This is a genomic window from Bifidobacterium angulatum DSM 20098 = JCM 7096 (assembly GCF_001025155.1).
GTDB classification, from domain to species: domain Bacteria; phylum Actinomycetota; class Actinomycetes; order Actinomycetales; family Bifidobacteriaceae; genus Bifidobacterium; species Bifidobacterium angulatum.
Genome location: NZ_AP012322.1, coordinates 106099 through 123976, shown reverse-complemented (window position 1 = coordinate 123976; position 17878 = coordinate 106099). Strand labels below are relative to the sequence as shown.

The 17878-nt window shown below is 60.2% G+C and carries 14 protein-coding genes and 1 tRNA gene; 2 read left to right on the top strand and 13 right to left on the bottom strand.

The window, feature by feature from the left end:
* Positions 1-10 precede the first annotated feature (10 nt).
* Both gatA and gatC read right to left on the bottom strand, forming a co-directional pair.
* Positions 11-1549, bottom strand: coding sequence for an Asp-tRNA(Asn)/Glu-tRNA(Gln) amidotransferase subunit GatA (gene gatA / locus BBAG_RS00455; protein ID WP_003825448.1), 1539 nt, complete (start codon positions 1547-1549; stop codon positions 11-13).
* A gap of 2 nt (positions 1550-1551) precedes the next feature.
* Positions 1552-1851 (bottom strand): Asp-tRNA(Asn)/Glu-tRNA(Gln) amidotransferase subunit GatC, encoded by a 300-nt coding sequence (gatC, locus tag BBAG_RS00450; protein WP_003825446.1) that lies wholly within the window; start codon positions 1849-1851, stop codon positions 1552-1554.
* A 651-nt stretch (positions 1852-2502) separates the two neighbouring features.
* Here gatC and BBAG_RS00445 point away from each other — a divergent pair.
* Complete coding sequence (locus BBAG_RS00445; protein ID WP_003825444.1) at positions 2503-3456, top strand: hypothetical protein; 954 nt, start codon at positions 2503-2505, stop codon at positions 3454-3456.
* 517 nt (positions 3457-3973) lie between these two features.
* Here the strand turns inward: BBAG_RS00445 and BBAG_RS00440 are convergent.
* The 7 genes from BBAG_RS00440 to BBAG_RS00410 all read right to left on the bottom strand — a co-directional run bounded on the left by BBAG_RS00440 (position 3974) and on the right by BBAG_RS00410 (position 12643).
* Positions 3974-4801, bottom strand: a complete 828-nt coding sequence (locus BBAG_RS00440) for a TrmH family RNA methyltransferase (RefSeq protein ID WP_035142228.1) — start codon at positions 4799-4801, stop codon at positions 3974-3976.
* Positions 4801-5442: a type I phosphoribosyltransferase gene (locus BBAG_RS00435; protein WP_003825441.1), complete on the bottom strand. Its 642-nt coding sequence runs from the start codon at positions 5440-5442 to the stop codon at positions 4801-4803. The genes BBAG_RS00440 and BBAG_RS00435 overlap by 1 nt, the downstream gene beginning before the upstream one ends.
* 34 nt (positions 5443-5476) lie before the next feature.
* Positions 5477-6886, bottom strand: a complete 1410-nt coding sequence (gene rmuC / locus BBAG_RS00430) for a DNA recombination protein RmuC (protein ID WP_003825439.1) — start codon at positions 6884-6886, stop codon at positions 5477-5479.
* 215 nt (positions 6887-7101) lie between these two features.
* A complete protein-coding gene (locus BBAG_RS00425; RefSeq protein ID WP_003825438.1) occupies positions 7102-9864 on the bottom strand; it encodes a heavy metal translocating P-type ATPase in 2763 nt (920 codons plus the stop codon).
* A 184-nt stretch (positions 9865-10048) separates the two neighbouring features.
* Positions 10049-10780 (bottom strand): MIP/aquaporin family protein, encoded by a 732-nt coding sequence (locus BBAG_RS00420; RefSeq protein ID WP_033509221.1) that lies wholly within the window; start codon positions 10778-10780, stop codon positions 10049-10051.
* Between the two features lie 230 nt (positions 10781-11010).
* Positions 11011-11084, bottom strand: a tRNA-Lys gene (locus BBAG_RS00415).
* A gap of 305 nt (positions 11085-11389) precedes the next feature.
* Positions 11390-12643 carry a zinc-ribbon domain-containing protein gene (locus tag BBAG_RS00410; RefSeq protein ID WP_081443748.1) on the bottom strand — a complete coding sequence of 418 codons (1254 nt, stop codon included), beginning with the start codon at positions 12641-12643 and terminating at the stop codon, positions 11390-11392.
* A 153-nt stretch (positions 12644-12796) separates the two neighbouring features.
* On the opposite strand from BBAG_RS00410, the gene BBAG_RS00405 reads away from it, so the two are divergent.
* The gene (locus BBAG_RS00405) at positions 12797-15775 is read left to right on the top strand and encodes a hypothetical protein (RefSeq protein WP_033509223.1); all 2979 of its coding nucleotides are present in this window, start codon (positions 12797-12799) and stop codon (positions 15773-15775) included.
* 222 nt (positions 15776-15997) lie between these two features.
* Here the strand turns inward: BBAG_RS00405 and rplI are convergent, their stop codons facing one another.
* Genes rplI through rpsF form a run of 4 tightly spaced genes read right to left on the bottom strand, consistent with a single transcriptional unit; the run spans position 15998 to position 17747 of the window.
* A complete protein-coding gene (gene rplI / locus BBAG_RS00400) occupies positions 15998-16444 on the bottom strand; it encodes a 50S ribosomal protein L9 (protein ID WP_003825433.1) in 447 nt (148 codons plus the stop codon).
* Positions 16445-16463: 19 nt separating this feature from the next.
* On the bottom strand, positions 16464-16712 hold the full coding sequence (gene rpsR / locus BBAG_RS00395; RefSeq protein ID WP_003825431.1) for a 30S ribosomal protein S18: 249 nt from the start codon (positions 16710-16712) through the stop codon (positions 16464-16466).
* Between the two features lie 44 nt (positions 16713-16756).
* On the bottom strand, positions 16757-17398 hold the full coding sequence (locus BBAG_RS00390) for a single-stranded DNA-binding protein (protein ID WP_003825430.1): 642 nt from the start codon (positions 17396-17398) through the stop codon (positions 16757-16759).
* 52 nt (positions 17399-17450) lie between these two features.
* The gene (rpsF, locus tag BBAG_RS00385) at positions 17451-17747 is read right to left on the bottom strand and encodes a 30S ribosomal protein S6 (protein WP_003825429.1); all 297 of its coding nucleotides are present in this window, start codon (positions 17745-17747) and stop codon (positions 17451-17453) included.
* Between the last annotated feature and the right edge of the window lie 131 nt (positions 17748-17878).

The following is a 17878-nucleotide window of genomic DNA, read 5'->3' as shown; positions in this document are numbered from 1 at the left end:
GATCCGTCGATCACTTGGCCTGGCCGTCGAGCCAGGAAGCGTTCAGCGACTTCCAGATCGGGCCGTTCCATTCGTCTTCCAGCGCGGCTTCAAGAGCTGCGGCCGGCTTGTACATCACTTCGTCACGCTGCTGCGGCGCGATGAACTGGAAACCGACAGGCAGTCCGTCGTCGCTCAGGCCGGCCGGGATGCTCATGGCCGGAACGCCGGCGAGGTTGGCCGGAATAGTGGTGATATCGATGGCGTACATGGCCATCGGATCCTCAGTCTTCTCACCGAACTTGAAGGCGGTGACCGGGCTGGTCGGGCCAACGAGCACGTCGACCTTCTCAAACGCCTTCTTGAAGTCGTCGATGATGAGGGTACGGACCTTCTGCGCGGAACCGTACCAGGCATCGTAATAACCGGCGGACAGCGCATAGGTGCCGAGGATGATACGACGCTTGACCTCGTCGCCGAAGCCGGCCTCGCGGGTGTAGGCCATCATGTTGGCTGCGGTCTGCGGCACGTTGTCCGGCGGCATCACACGCAGGCCGTAGCGCATGCCATCATAACGGGCCAGGTTGGAGCTGACCTCGGACGGCATGATGATGTAGTACGCGCCCAGGGAGTACGGCAGGTGCGGCAGAGACACCTCGGTGACTTCAGCACCCATCTCCTCAAGCTTCTTCACGCCCTCGTTGAAACGAGCTTCGACGCCCGGCTGGAATCCGTCGCCGCCAAGCTCCTTGATCAGACCGACCTTGAGACCCTTCAGATCGCGCTTCATGCCTTCACGGGCGGCGGCGACCATCGGACGCGGGCCCTCCGGAATGGAAGTAGAGTCACGCTTATCATGGCCACCGATGATCTCCTGCAGCAGTGCGGAGTCGAGCACGGTGCGGGAGCACGGGCCGATCTGATCGAGCGAGGAAGCCATGGCGATGGCGCCGAAACGGGAAACACCACCATAGGTGGGCTTGACGCCGACAGTACCGGTCAGCGCGCCCGGCTGGCGGATGGAGCCACCTGTATCAGTGCCGAGGGCCAGCGGAGCTTCGAATGCCGCCACAGCGGAAGCGGAGCCGCCGCCGGAGCCGCCGGGGACGCGGTCGGTATCCCACGGATTATGCGTGGTCTTGTATGCGGAATGCTCGGTGGAGGAACCCTGCGCGAACTCATCCAGGTTGGTCTTGCCGAGAATCGGCATGCCGGCAGCCTTGAGCTTTTCGATAACGGTTGCGTCGTACGGGGGGATCCAACCTTCGAGGATCTTGGAGGCTGCGGTGGTTTCGATGCCCTTGGTGACGATCATGTCCTTGATCGCGATCGGCACGCCTGCCAGCTCCGGCAACGCGGCCTTCTCCTCGGCGCTCTTGGCATCGAAGGCATCGGCCTGTTCGCGGGCCTCGTCGGCGGAGACCTTCAGGAAGGCCTGCACGCTCGGCTCGGCGGCTTCGATGACGTCAAGATGCGCGTCGACCAGTTCGCGGCTGGAAACCTCGCCCTTCTTGATGGCCGCGCCCATTTCGGCGGCGGAAAGCTTGACCAGATCTGCTACGTTCGTCATGCTCACTCCTCGCTTCCCAGAATGCGCGGGGCAACAAACATGCCCGCCTCGGTCTTCGGGCCGCCGGCAAGAGCCTCGGCCTGGGTCAACGGCGTCTCAGGAACGTCGGGGCGCAGGTACGCTTCCAGCGGAATCGGGTTGGCGGTCGGTTCAACATCGTCGGTGGCGACTTCCTGAACCATATCGATGGAGTCGGCAATGACGTTCAGCTCGCCCTGCAGGCGGGTAATTTCTTCATCGCTCAGTGCGATTCGGGCCAAATCGCCCAAATGCACGATTTCTTCTTTGGTGAAAGTAGGCATGGCTTTAACAGTATCGCGTCTGTGTGACGAGCACGCGCCCTATTTCATGCCAATTCCAGGCCCCTCACATCGTTTTGGAATCTCGACCGCCCGCGAGCTCGGCCACCACTCGGCCGCAGTTCCGCAAAGCCATCATGCATACTGCCCGGTGCTGTTATGTCAGTTCGGCCAGCGACCGATTTCCCCACCGGCTGGATGAATACGGACGCCCAAAACCCGCCTACCGGCCATTTCTCCCACCGACTGGATAAAAACACCCTCTCACATGCCCCTCAGACGCCCAAAATATCCAGCCAATGGGAAAAGCAACCGTTGAAGCACCACTCAGACGCCAAAAACATCCAGCCAATGGAATAATCAGGACGTTCGCAAGCCAACCAGCAGTCATTCCCGCCCACGCCCGGAAACAAAGGCGTCATCCATCCGCACTGAAAAGCCCGTCACCTCTCAGCGCCCGGAAAACCGATTCCTGTTTTGGCGAACACGAACCTGGTAGGCGTCTCTTTCAACTCCTAGGAAACCATTCAGCAGAAGCCCCTCCGCCCTCCCCAATTACGCCAAACCACCCGCCGACACGCGCAGGAACCACGAGTTATCCACAACCGGCAATCAGACTTTCCGAGGGCAGCCTCCGCAAGATAGCGTCAAATCATGAAAGCCTATCCTCAAGTCGACCGACTGCTTGACCAGTCCGAAAAAATGCAATGCTGCGCCCACAGCACCAATTCGCTCATCCAAAAAGGCCTCTATCGAAGGTATCTTGCGGGCGATCTGGCCAAACCATACCCCGGCCTGTATTCTCGTCACGAATATTGGAATCGTCTAAACGGCGCCGAACAATCACTGCATATGGCACGCACGCTCAGGGGAATGCACCCAAACTGGGTATTTGCCGGGCTCACCGCAGCAGCCGCATACGGCTTCGAACACCAGTGGTTCCTTCATCATGAAATAACCATCACGCTTTCCACTCATGGCTCGTATCGGCCACATGACAAGCTTCATGTCATCTACAGCCCATACCCAAAGCACGATGCAACAATAGCAAGCGGAATCCCGGTCACCAATAAGGCCCGCACGCTTGTCGATTGCGGCAATACGCAGGAATTCCGAGGCGCACTACCAGTTTTCGATTCCGCAGCCGCAGGCGGGCTCGATGAGGCGGCACTGATGAAGGAGTGCTCGCTCATCACTCAAGATTGCTCGAAAATCATCAAGCTGCTGCGCTACACCAATGCTGCAAGCGATAACGGCGGCGAGTCCTTTGCGCGCGGAACGATGATTGAAGCTGGTTTTGCGGAACCGCGGTTACAGGTCGTTATTGTGGATCCCGCAACCGGACAGCAATACAGGGTCGATTTTCTTTGGCGTACCGACGACGGCAGAAGCATCGTTTGCGAGTTCGACGGTACGGCCAAGTACGTCGATCCGGAAATGACCAGCAATAGAAGCATCCAGGAGACCGTTCAATTGGAGCGAAATCGTGAGCAAGGTCTTCGTCGCGCCGGAGTCACGGATATCATCCGGCTTACGTTCAATGATGTACTGCAGATAAAACCAATGGTGGCAAAACTGCGAAGGTCGGGCGTACCGATGGCCTCGTGAATAACCTCATCCGTCCATTTCTTCTACTGGCTGGAGGATTTTGCTTCGCGCATGGCTTCAAAACGGTCAAAACATCCAGCCGCTGGATGAATACGGACGGTTAGAAGCCTTCCATCAGCCATTCCTCCCACCAACTGGATAAAAACACCCTCTCACATGCCCCTCAGACGCCCAAAACATCCAGCCAATGGGAAAAGCAACCATTGAAGCACCACTCAGACGCCAAAATCATCCAGCCAGTGGAGGAATCGGGGCTACAAAGGAACTGAACCAGGTGAAGAACCGGGCCAAAAGGAAAAACTGGCTCAGGAGAAAACTGGATCGGGAAAAACTAAACCGAGGAACAACAAGAACAGGAAAGAATCAGACCAAACGAAGAACTGGACATATGGTGCGACACAGCACGGAGGAATCGCCACGGACAAACTACGACCGATACCTGCCGGAACCAACACCGGTGCCGGCCGGCATCCCCAGAAACCGGCACCGGGCAGGTCAACTCCCCCTAGTCAGGCAGTCAGCCCCGAATTGCTGCATGCTGGGCGATCCAAGCATGCATGGAAACGGCGGCCGCGGCACCGGCGTTAATGGAGCGGACCGAGCCGAATTGGGAGATGTAGACCACATCGTCAGCCAGTTCGAGCGCTTTTTCGGACAGGCCGGGGCCTTCCGCGCCGAAGAGCATGAGGCAGCGTTTGGGGAAACGGTAGGTTTCCATAGGCACGGCACCGGGGATAATATCCATGGCGATCACACGGGAGGCTTCAAGCTCGCGAATACGTGCCTCGGCCGCATCAACCTGGGCGGTAGCCGCGGCGACGACAGCTGTATCGCCATGTACGGCGGCCTCATGCGCATGGAACGCTGCGGCTCCGGCCTCGGCGCGGGCGGCGGCGATCTCACCGGCGATGCGGTTATGCCAGCATTCCACCAGCTGCGCGATCGACGGATGATTCTCGACATGCTGGTACAGCTCGGTCATCAACGCGCCTTTGCGGTTCCACTTATGCGGGCCGACGATATGCACGCGTCTGGCCTGGAACGCGTTCGCCGTGCGCACCATGGAGCCGATATTGAAATCGTGCGTCCAGTTCTCCACGGCGACTTCGAAATCGTGGCGTCCGCGCGCGTCCAAGTCGGCTTTGATCGCCGCGACCGACCAATACCTGTACCGGTCGAGCACGTTACGACGATCGCCTTCGTCGAGCAGTTGCGGATCATACTGCACGTCGGTCGGGCGAGGTTCACCCGGATGGGCTTCTTCCCACGGGCCTACGCCGACCTCGCGGAATGTGGGTTCGCCGGAGGCCTTCGCGGCCACATCGATAGGGTGCGGCGCGTGCATCAGCGTAGCTCTGCTTCGTCGAACAGTTGCACGAACGGCAGCTCATGACGTTCGTCAGTGACGGGGTTGATCACTTCGATATGCTTTGCATCATCACCGCCAAGACCGCCCACCATGGAAGCCACGGCCACCACGTTCGCGCCCTCATGTTCCACCACGGAGAAATCAAGACTCAGCTCGTTGCCGTTGCGCAACGTGACCAACGACGAGGTCTGCACGTAGGACTTCTCGGACAGCCAAGCGTCGAGCAGCACGACGCGGCGGCCTTTGATCGACGGTCCCTTGATCGACGGGTACACAAAATCCATCACGAAACCGTCGATATCCTCGCCACGGGACGCGGCGGCCTGCACCACCGACATCACCAACGGCACTGCGGCAGCGGTCAGTGCGCCCACCGCGTCGAAATCATCGACGGAATATCCGGCATCCTCCAACGCATCCAGCAGTAGATGACCCACGACCGTGGAGCCACGATGGTCAAAGGTGACGGCGGACAGTTCGGAGAACGGCTTGCCAGCCGCACGTTCGCGCAATAGCTCAAGCAGCTGGTCGCGCGGTTCGAGTGATGCGAAACTCGTGGCGGTGGCGTCGGCGTGCGACCCACTCACGCCGGTGGGGCGGAATCCTGAATCAGTCATAGTGCCCAGTGTACGAACCCCTCTTCCCACTGATTCAGTAGGCTTCCCGCATACTCTTTTTCGCATCGCCCTGAACACCATCCTGGGCACCGTCCTGCACGGCGGCTTCGGGCGCGACGATCTCAGTGACATTGGTCTTGTCGGAATCAAGCAAAGGCACTTCGCCGATCACGGTGCTGGGATCAAGATTCTGCAATTTGCGGGCGGTGGGTAGCACGCGGCTTTCGAGACTGGAGACGAACGCGTTATATGCGGCAACGGTTCGCGTAAGCTGCGTGCCGAGTTTCGTGGCATGCTCACCGAGTTTGGCGAACCGCTCGTACAGTTCGCGCGACAGATCGAACAGCTTTTTCGCGTCGTCGGTCAGGCTTTGCTGCTGCCAGGCGTAGGCCACGGATTTGAGCACGGCCCACAGGGTGATCGGCGAGGTCAGTGCCACTTTTTGCGCGAACGCATCGTCCATCAGTGTCGGATCGGTTTCCAGGGCGGCCTGCAGCAACGATTCGTTGGGGATGAATGCGATTACGAAATCCGGCGCATCACTGAACGCATTCCAATACGCTTTGGCTCCCAAGGTTTTCACATGCTCGCGCACTGCCTTGGCGTGGGCGCGTAGCAATTCGGTCTTCCGTGCCAGTTCCTCGGCCGGTGCGGTGTCCGGGATCTCGCACGCGCGCTGATAGTCGGCGTATGGGGCCTTCGCATCAATCGGAATCGTTTTGCCGCCTGGCATATGGATGATCATGTCTGGGCGCTGCACATGGCCATCGGCGTCGGTGACCACTACCTGCGTATCGAAATCGACATGTTCCAACAATCCGGCGGATTCCACGATGTTGCGCAGCTGCGCTTCGCCCCACGCGCCGCGGACCTTGTTGTTGCGCAGTGCGGAAGACAGCGCATTCGTTTCTCGGTCGAGACGTGTCTGCTGTTCGCCCAACCCTTTGAGCTGCTGGCCGAGCGCGCCCATTTCGCGTTTGCGCCCCTCTTCGATCTCGGCAACCTTGTTCTGCAATGCGTCGAGATTCTTCTGTACGGGCGCGAGCGCCTCTATCACGCGGCTTTGCTCCTGCAGGCGCCGGGCTTGTTCCTGACGTTGGGTTTCGGCCTGTGCCGCGGCACGTTCGCGCTCGTGTTCGATGCGGATCTGCTCGGCCTGTTGTGCTTGCGCGAGTTGACTTTTGACGAATACGAGCTGCTGGTTGGCTCCGTCCAGTTGGGCGCGAAGTTGGGCACGGGAGGTTTCCAACTGTGAGATTTCGAGCCGTGCCGCATCGAGCTGTTCGGCGAGGGAATCGACGTCACCGCCATTGGCGGCGTTGCTGCCATATGGCTGGCGCGTTTCCTCCTGGCTGCGTGTTCTGCCCACGCTGAATCCGGCGACGCCCCCTACTGCCACGCCGATCAACAACATCAACACCATTGGAATCCATGTCATGCTCATGGTTTTCAGTATGGCAAGCCCACGCTACAGACCGCCATTCGCGTTACGCGTGGCGGAGGATATGCGACAACCCGAGACCTCTCCCTTGAAATTCCAAAGATGATGTCTCGGGTTGTCGTAATCGATGCCGCGCGTGAGCAGAATGCACGCTTATCGAGGCGCTATGCCGACCGTTATAGCTCCTGGATGCGCGTAAGCGGGAACCGCATCGTGGTTCAGGCGGCGTATTTCGCCGGGTCCTTGTCGAAGGTTTCGGCGCATCCGGGGTTGCAGAAGAAGTAGGTCTTTCCTTCGTATTCGCGGGTGGCCGGGGCGCCTGCCGGGTTCACCGTCATGCCGCACACCGGGTCCTTCGCGCCTTCGGAAGCTTCCGCGTGCCCGCCGCAGCAGGCCTTTTTCGCTTTGTGATCGCTGAACAGTCCCATGATGGTTCCTTTCTGTGTGTTGTTCTTTACTTGGTAGTCATGATGTTCTGCCGGGTCGAACAGGCGGAGCCTGCTGGCGTTCGTCACCACGCACAGCGATGAGAACGCCATGGCCGCGCCGGCGATCATCGGGTTGAGCATCATGCCGGTGAACGGGTAGAGTGCTCCTGCCGCAATCAGAATGCCCACGGTGTTATAGCCGAACGCAAACCCCAGGTTCTGGTTGATATTGCGCAATGCGGCGTGGGCAAGATCGATTTCGTGCACCAAGCCTTGAAGCGAGCCGCTCATCACCGTGACGTCGGCTGATTGGATGGCCACGTCGGTTCCGGTGCCGATGGCGAAGCCCACATCCGCCCGTACCAAGGCCGGGGCGTCGTTGATGCCGTCGCCCACCATGGCCACCGTGTAACCTTGCGCCTGGAGTTTGGCGATTTCGTCGGCCTTGTTTTCCGGGCGTACACCGGCTATCACATGGTCCACGCCCACCTGCTGGGCGACGGCGTGCGCGGTGGTCTCGTTGTCGCCGGTCAGCATGGTGACGGCGATGCCGTGGGATTGCAGTGCGGCGATGGCCTGCGCCGAATCCGGTTTGACGGTATCGGCCACGGCGACGATGCCCGCAAGTTCACCGTCGACGGCAATGAGCATCGGTGTTTTGCCTTGTGCCGCTAGACCATCCATATCGGCGATGATGGCGTCTAAATCCTCGTTTCCGGTGCTTGGCATGCCAACGTCCAGGCGGTCGATGAGCTCGGTGTTGCCCACGGCCACGGCATGACCGTCGACCGTGCAGGTGATGCCGAGCCCGGCGTGTACTTGGAAAGCCTCGCGCTGCGACTTGCCGGTGAGCAGGCCGCGCTGTTTCGCGTCGGCGATGATCGCGGCGGCGAGCGGGTGTTCCGAGTCATGTTCGGCCGTGGCTGCGAGCGCCAGCAGATCGTCCGGTTTCTGACGCCAGATTCCCAATGGCAGCACGTCGGTGAGCGAGGGTCTGCCTGCGGTGATGGTGCCGGTTTTGTCGAGCACGACGGCGTTCACGTGCCCGGATTGTTCCAGTGCTTCGGCGGAGCGGATCAGCACGCCCATGTGCGCCGCGCGTCCTGTGGAGACCATTACCGATAGTGGTGTGGCCAGGCCGAGCGCGCATGGGCAGGCGATGAGCAGTACGGATACTGCTGCGACCAGCGCGTGTGTGATGCGTGGTTCCGGTCCGAATGCGAACCATAATGCGCATGACCAGACGGCGATGAGCACTACTGCGGGCACGAATATCGAGCTGATGCGATCGGCCAGGCGCTGCACTGGCGCCTTCGAGCTTTGTGCGGTTTTCACCAGCGAAACGATCTGCGCGAGTACGGTGTCCTTGCCGACTTTGGTGGCCCGGTAGCGTAGTGCGCCGGCACCGTTGATGGTGGCGCCGGTCACTTCGTCGCCCACCGTTTTGGCCACCGGCATGGGTTCGCCGGTGATCATTGATTCGTCGACCGACGAGTCGCCTTCCACGACTATGCCGTCTACGGGTAGCCGCTCCCCCGGCCGTGCCGCGATGATGTCGCCTACGACAACGCTGTCGATGGGAATGTTCCGTTCCTCGCCGTCGCGCACCACGCATGCGGTATTCGGTTGCAGGCCCATGAGCGAACGAATGGCCTCGCCAGTGCCTTTGCGTGCCTTCGCTTCGAGCAGCTGGCCCACCAGCATCAGTGTGATCACCACGCCTACGGCTTCGTAATAGGGTTCACGCGCGTTTTCCGGCAGTATGCCCGGCGCGAAGGTGACGATCAGCGAATAGAGGAATGCGGCGGCTGTGCCCATGGTGACCAGCGCGTTCATTTCAGGCGAGCGATGCGCGATGGCCGCCCACCCGCTGCGGAAGATCGGCAGGCCGGCGTAGCCGATCACGGGCAGCATGAGCAGCAGTTGCACCCAGGCTGGCATGGGGTACAGCATGAGCATGGATGAGCAGAATACCGGAATGGTGCATACGGCGGCGACCACGAGTCTGCGGATCAGCGTGGTGATTTCGTGCGCGTTGTTGATGTCTTGGATGGCTGTTTCGTCCGCTTCGGGGATGCTGCCGCCCGGCTCACTAGACGGTGCAGGATCGCTGGATGCCTGAGCGGAGACTACTGGCGTTGCGGGTGCTGCGGGGACTGTCGTCTTGGAATCCGCATGATGCTTGCCGGGAAGCACCTTCAATGTGCCGTGCAGCATGTTCATGCCGCAGGCGAAGCCGTACTCCCCCGGCTGCAGGGGGTCGAGCGTCAATGTGGTGGTGCGGAAGGCCGGTAGCAGGCGGTCGATGCCGAAATCGGAGAACACCACGTGGGACGAGCATTCGCCGTCCTCTTTGCGGTCGAATACCAGTCGAAGCGGTATGCCGGCTTCGGCTTCGATGATCGACGGACTGTACCCGCCTTTCACTTCGATCACCGCTTCCTGCATATCGCCGTCGATGCGCGCACGATACGCTTTGCGCGGCGCGAAGAAGAACCAGATGATGCCCGCGGTGACCGCTATGGCTGCAATAAGCGCAATCGCCATATGCATATGGGTTCCCTCTCCTTGATTCCTTGATGTTCCTGCAAAACAATCACACCATATCCCAGCGCCGAACGCGCGATAATCCCATATTGCGCTCAGCGCAACCAACCTATGGTGAGACCGGTATGAAGCATGAAAAAGCCCGCTGCGCAATACCGCAGCGGGCCGAACGATCACGCGTGAACGCGAATCAGGCAAACAGCACGTTAAACAGGAACGCGCCGAGAATCGCGCCGAAGATCGGAGCGACGACCGGAATCCAGGCTTCGCCCCAGCGGGAGCCGCCCTTGTTCGGAATCGGCAGGATGGCGTGCAGCAGTCGCGGCATGAGATCGCGAGCCGGGTTCAGGCCAGGGCCGGTCGGGCCGCCCATGGAGGTCACCAGACCCCATACGATGAAGCCGACCACGATGGACGCGGCGGCGAGGTCGGCCTTGCCCCACGGCAGAGACAGGCAGCACAGCGCACCGAGCACCAGCATGAAGGTGCCGAAGAACTCGTTGAGGAAGTAGTTCAGGCGATCGTTATGCGCGTCGGTGGTGCAGAAAGTGCCGAGGATGGCTTCGGCGTCCTCAGTGTCCTTGTAGTGCGGGTAGTAGGTGATGTATACGATCAACTGGCCGGCGAGCGCGCCGAGCAGTTGGGCGATGATGTACGGCAGTACTTCGTTCCACGGGAACATGCCGTTGACGGCCTGGGCGATGGTCATGGCCGGGTTGATGTGGGCGCCGGAGATGCCACCGAACATCAGCACCGGGAACATCACGCCGAAACCGTAGCCCATGGCGATATTCAGCCAGCCGGCGTGGTAGCCCTTGGTGTTCTTCAGTTCCGCGTTGGCGACCGAACCGTTGCCGAAGACCATCAGCACGGCGGTGCCGACGAATTCCGCGGCAAGCTTGGTAAAGAGTGAGTATTCCACTGCAGTTTCCTCTATTAATTGCTTCTTCTCTACAGGATGTTGCGATTCCGCTATAAGCAGACGACACTCCACCCTACTCCTCACGTTGGAAGTCGCCACACCCCCGCAAATGCGGGTTTTTGCGTCGTGCATCGCGGGTCTATGAGCGGCGACGTTTCGCTCTGGAACGGCTGCGCGAATAGGTGGCCGGAAAACAAAAAAGCCTTGGAATAATTCCAAGGCTTTATCTGTGCCCCCTCAGGGATTCGAACCCTGGACACGCTGATTAAGAGTCAGCTGCTCTAACCAACTGAGCTAAAGGGGCGTTGGTCATTTCTTGAACCGAGAGATAAGTTTACTCATAAACGACTATCACGCAAACGACGGCGTGTCGCGCTGTAAAACGTTGGAATTCCAACGTTTTACAATTTCTCTAAAAACCTGTGGATCACCATGGACTATGACGCGAATCCGATGAATCCGCCCACAGCACGATTCCCAACCACCTACATACGACAATCCCCCGCACCAATCGATACGGGGGATACGAGGATTGCGGCGCACACTCCGCGCAACACATACTTCGCAACATACTTTGCACGGCGCACGCCGGTCGCGCTCTGGCCGGACCTACTTCATCTGCACCGCCATGCAGTCGTTCGGCCCGAACGCGTTGGCCGAGCACCACGACCGCGCGTCACTCACCGAGTCGAAGCGCTCGCCGGAGAGCAGCACATAGTAGTCGGCCTCGTGGCCGTACCGTGTGTAGTAGTCGTAGTCCGCGGCCCACGCCAGCACCGCGTTCGGCCACTTGGCGTGAAGTTCGAGATACTGCTTGTAGATGTCGCGGTAATGCTGCGTTTTGCCGTCGACTTCCATGCCGTATTTCCTGCTGAACAGCTGCGTGGTCGGCACGTCGTGCAGCGAAGAGATCGCCGATTTGTCGTTCGACACCTGCCAGCTCAACGCCAGCTGCGCGTATCGTTCCATGTCGGAGTCCGCGATATTCGCGCCACCCCTGGCACCGTCCACGTCCGTGGCCGGCTTGCCGTTCGGCGAGGCACCCTTCTGCACCACCATGCTGGTCGAACCGGTTTCGATCCGGCTCACGGCACGCCAATACTGATTCGTCGTGAATGCCATTTTCAGCGTGGTTTCGCCGTTCTTGAACTGTATCGGTTTGGATGCGAAATCGTATACTGCGGACGCGATCACCTCATTGTCGGAATCCTTGATGGAGATTTTGACGTCCTTGCCCTTCCATGCATTGCTGTCGCACGCGTCTGCGGAGAAATCAACAGTCGCGATCAGCGTGCTTCCACTGGACGAGACGCCGCTCAGACTTGCGTCGGGCGTCGTGGTGCAGGTCTTGCTTTGCTCACTTGTTTTGGATTTGGCGGTTTTGCCTTGCGACGACATGGTTTCGTTGCGGGCGGGCGTCTCGTCGTTCGTGTGGGCGAGGAAGTTCCATGCGACAAGACCTGCGACGATTGCGATCACTGCCACTATCGCGATGACGAGTGTCTTCTTGCGACCGGAGGAGGGGGATTGCGCGGCGGGTGCATACTGGTCCGATGGAGCCGACGGGACGGCTTGGGCAGGCGGAACCGTTGCGGCAGGAGGAACCGCCTGAACGGATTGAGCGACCAGGGCTGCTGGTGCCGACAAGTCGGGTTGCGCGGCTTGGGAAGCCTGCGGTTCCGCGCCTACAGGCGAACCGCAGGCGCTGCAGAATCGCATGCCGGGCTCAATCGGGGAACCACAGGACGAACAGAATCTGGGCCTCGCTGCGCTCGCATTTCCCGGCATTTGCTCGGCACCGCACCGGGAGCAGAACCGCTCGTCATCATCATCCCATTCGAAACCGCATCGATCGCATCGCATCGGCGTTCCCCTCTCTCGTGAAAACATCCCATCAGGAATTCTACACAACCGGCCTTTCCCCAAACAAAACTCGTATCTGCGTAATACCCCCTTAAAATAGATGGAACGTGCGGCGACGCACTGTTCTACGTAAGAAAAAGAGGTATTTGTCCAATGTCATGTCCGAATTGCGGCAAGCCGACCGACAAGGAATCGCGTTTCTGCGGTTTCTGCGGCTCTCCGCTCACACCACCGCAAGCCGCCGAGGCCGCCGAACCAGCTGTCTCCGATGCGGCTGTCTCCGATGCGGCTCCAGCCGACACGGCACAGGAAGCGCCTACGGAGGCCATCACTTCCGCTCCTGTAACAGCAAGCACTCCGGCAACGCCCACGGCCCCAACAACGCCCACGGCTCCGGCAGCATCTGCGCCCGTGCCGGACGCACCTGCCGCATCCGCTGCGCCTGTTGCGCTGCAAAACCAGCCGACACAGCAGTTCCAGACCGCGCCCGCCGCCCCGCAGGAACAGCCGACACAGCAATTCCCAACAGCCGCACCGGCTGCTCCCGCGCCCCAACAGACGGCAACCAATCCCACCGTCGCCGCTCTGACCAAGACGGAATCCATCGCCACCATGGGTGCCGGTCTCGGCATCGGTCTGGCCGCCGCCCTGGTGCTCGCACTGCTCGGCTCCATCGCGTTCTTCTTCGCAGGCGACAATCTTGAAGGCACGCTTTCCGACATTCCCGGCATGTCCAGTGTCTCAAACATGCTGACGGATTCCGGCGGGGACTACAACACGCCGAATATCCTACAAATCGTCATCACGGTGCTCGTGATGGGCATCTCCGGTTCGTTGAACATGACGACCGGCGCCTCGGGATTCTCAGACTATAGCGACAACGGCACCCACCTGTGCCTCCCGGTCGGCCTGCCCGGCATCGCGCTGATGCTCGGCGCGGCGTTCGGCATCTACATGCTGGCCCGCAAGCATGCGGTGCATTTCAAATGGACCGGCGTAATCGGTTCCGGCATCGTCGGCCTGCTGTCCGGCCTGGTGATCGTGGTCCTCGCGGCCGCGCTCCCCTTGTCAGCGGGCGGATCCTACGGACCGTTCTCCGCATCCGTTTCGCTGTCCGGCGCATCCTTCCGCACGTTCTTCATGGCGTTCGTGCTGGCCGGTCTCGGCGCCTTGGCCGGCTACGCGCTGGCGCAGTACGCCCCCGATTCCGGTAACGTGTTCACCGCAGGGTGGCGCTGGGCGCATCGCGTGCGCGGTTTCGTGCGCACGTTCGTCGAAGCCGTGGCCATGTACGGCGCACTGTTCCTCGTGCTTGGGTTGATTGCGCTGATCGCCGTGGCGGCCTCCGCAGGCAACGTCCTCGCCGGCGTATTGCTGATTCCGCTGCTATTGCCCGCTCTCCCGTTCATCCTGCACTCCATGGCGTCACTCGGCGGCATTTCCGCGGCGTTCTCCGGCAGCGGTTCCGGCATCACGTTCACCTTGTTCAAGCTCACCGGCCATTTCCAGTATGCGTGGGCGTTGTGGCTCTGCTTCGTGCTGTTCGTAGTCGCCACACTGTACATCGCGCTGCGCGCATCGGCACGCAACATGTATGACCAGTATTACGCCAAATGGGAAAACACGTGGAAGGCTCCCGTAGCGATGATGGCGTTCTGGCTCGTCGTGGAATTCGCGTTCACGAGCTTCGCCGCCTACTACGACTCCTACAAGGTTTCCTTGACTGTTCCCCTGTGGTACTGCTTTGTCGCCGGAATCTGGATGTTCGCCATCGAGGCGCTCGCGTTGTCGTTCGGACCGACGGTGATCACATCACTTCCGGGTCTGTGGAGGATGTTCGTCGGCGGCACCGTGCAGCAGACGCCGCAGAACGTGGTCGATTACGTCAAAGCCTGCGATCCGCAGTTCGGCATGCCTAAGGCGGTCAGGACCGCCACTGCCGTGCCTACAGTGCAGATGCAGCAGACAATGGCCCAGCCCGCGTCCGCGCAGCCCGCACCCACGCAGCCCGCACCCACGCAAACCGTCGCGCCCACTGCCCCTGTAGCCCCTACAGCGTCGGCTCCGCAGCCAATCGCCGCCCCGGCATCACCTGCACCCGCTCCCGTCGCGCCCGCCGCGCCGGCAGTCGAACAGAAACCGCTCAGCCCGAAAGCCAAGAAGACGATCATGATCGGCGGCATCGTCGCCATCGCGATCATCGCGCTTGGCATCATCTACGGCGTGCTGAGCTCGACCGTCTTCAGCGCTAAATCCGTGGCGGAAAGCTACGTGTCCGCGCTTGCCGGCGGCGACTACGACAAGGCCAGCAGCATTGCCGACCCGCAGATCGGCAAGGATCAGCGCAAACTGCTGTCCAACAGCGTCGCCAAGGTTGACAGCGCGACCATCTCGAATCCGCATGTCGACAGCGTGAAAACCAGCAACGGCACGACCACCGTTGCGGTGAGCTATACGCTGGACGGCACAACGATCAACGAGACTCTTTCCCTGAACAAGTCGGGTACTAGGTTCCTGATCTTCCCGAACTGGCAGATCACGACGCCATTGGTCAAATCGGTCAATGTCACCGTTCCCGATTGTGCGGAAGCACTGACCGTCAATAAGGTAGCAGTGACGGCCAAGAACGCGGAAAAGAACGGCAACGTGTGGAGACTGCGCCTGTACCCCGGCATGTACAGCATCGCCGCGAAGAGCACGGATTACATTTCCGGCGAATCCACCACGTTCCGCACCGGCAAGCAGAACGAGTCGACGGTCGAGGTCACGGTGAAGGCCACTTCCAAGCTCGAAAGCGACCTAGAGGGCGCGTTAAACGCCAAACTCGACAAATGCGCGGAATCCACCAAAGCCAGCCCGGCTTCCTGCCCGTTCGGCTATAACATATACGATGACGATGAGTATCGTAATTTCGCGTGGTCGATCAGCAAGTATCCGGAAATCAATGACATCGATCTCGAAAACGGGTCCTTCACCACGAAGAGCGGCAAGGCGAAGCTCACATACGAATGGCAGATCGGTGATGAGTGGAAGCCTTCGGACACGTCCGATACGTTCCACGCGAACGGGTCGTTCGCCATCAAGGACGGCAAGGTCACCATCACGTTCGACGATGACGGTTACTACTACTGAGATCCGCGCTGATCAACAGTAATCAACATCGCCGCGCTGCGCCCGATGACGCCGCGCGGCGATGCCATATTCGGCGAACAATCGCCGAGCATGCCCACCTACGGAAAATCCCCCTGCGCCAATCGGTGCAGGGGGATTCCTTGTGCTTAAGCTCAGACGTACTTCAGTCTGGAATCATCCGCCGCGCAAGCCCCGAGGGCCAGCAGCGGCGAATGGGGGAAATCACTCAGCGACGACCTTCACGAAGAAGGAAGCGGTGATCTCCGGGTGGAGGGCGACCTTTGCCGGGAATTCGCCGGTGGTCTTGATGGACTCGACCTCGATGGCCTTCGGGTCGACAACGGCCTTGTCCTCAAGGGCGATGGCGATCTGCTCGGCGGAGATGCTGCCGAACAGCTTGCCGGACTCGGACACCTTGGCGGCGATCTCGACGGCAGTGCCTTCGATGGCGGCCTTGGCGGCGACGGCATCCTCACGGGTGGCGACAGCCTGAGCCAGACGAGCGCGCTTCATAGCGAGAATCTGCTTCTCAGCGCCCTTGTTCCAGGCAAAGGCGAGGCCCTGCGGGATGAGGTAGTTGCGAGCGAAGCCGGACTTCACTTCGACAACATCACCGGAGTGACCGAGGTTGGCAACGGTCTTGGTAAGAATAACCTTGGTTTCAGCCATGATTCATAGCCTCCCTAACTCAGCGACCAGAGGTGGCGTACGGCAGCAGAGCCATTTCGCGGGCGTTCTTGATAGCCTTCGAAATCTCACGCTGTTCCTGCACGGTGACACCGGTGATACGACGGGAACGGATCTTGCCGCGATCGGAAATGAACTTACGCAGCAGAGCGACGTCCTTGTAATCGATCTCGGTGACCTTCGCCGTCTTCAGCGGGTTCGGCTTCTTCTTGAACGGCTTGACCGGCGGTTGCGGCCTCTTACGTGACATGATGTTCTCCTTATGAACGATTGAAAATGCAGTGTGCTGGATGATCAGAACTCAGGCTCGTCGTCGCCACCACCGAAATCGGAGGAGCCGCCGAACGTGGAGAAGCTGTTGCTTCCGTCGCCGCCGTTGCTCCACGGGTCGGCAGCGGGCGCCTGATTGGACACCGGGTTGGACGGTGCGCTCGGAGCGCCACCGAAGCCGGAGTTGCCGCCAAAGCCGGAATTACCACCGTTGTAGCCGCCTGCATTGCCGCCGAAGCCGCTGGCGCCGCCGGAGTACCCGGCGTTGCCGTTATTGCGGCCGGCGAAGCCGCCCTGACCGGACGACTGGCGCTGTACCTGTGCGGTGGCGTAGCGCAGCGACGGGCCGATTTCATCGACCTGCATCTCGAACACAGTACGGTTGGACCCGTCCTGTGCCTGATAGGAACGCTGCTGCAAACGGCCTTGTGCGATGACGCGCATGCCCTTCGAGAGGCTCTGCGCGCAGTGGTTGGCAAGGTCACGCCATGCACTGCAGCGCATGAACAGCGCCTGACCGTCCTCAAACTGGCCGGTCTGACGGTTATAGGTGCGCGGAGTCGAAGCAATGGTGAAGCTGCACACGGAAGCGCCGCTTCCGATGGTGCGCAGCTCGGGATCCGCGGTGAGATTACCCACCACGGTGATGACGGTTTCACCTGCCATGACGTGTCCTTCTTACTTATCTTCCATCCAGCGTGAACGCTGACGATAAAACTTACTTGGCGTCCTTGCGAAGAATCTTCGTGCGGATCACGGATTCGTTAAGGTTGAGCACACGATCCAGTTCGTCGCTCGTAGCAGGCTCGGCGGAGTAGGTCACCACAACGTAGTTACCCTCGGTCTTGCCGGCGATTTCGTAAGCAAGCTTGCGACGGCCCCAGTAATCGGGTTCGTCAACAGAACCGCCTTCCTTGGTGACGAGTTCCAGATACTGCTCGGTCAGCTTCTTCAGACCGCGCTCATCCAGCTCAGGATCGGCGATGAACATCAGTTCGTACTTGTGCGCAGACATCACCCACCTCCTTCGGACTATTCGGCCACGGACGTTCCATGGCAGGAGTGTGTATACGCGTTGCTTGCGGTCGGATGACCTGAAACAAGCAACTTTTCAATGATACAACCTCTCGGCGACGAATGCCGAGA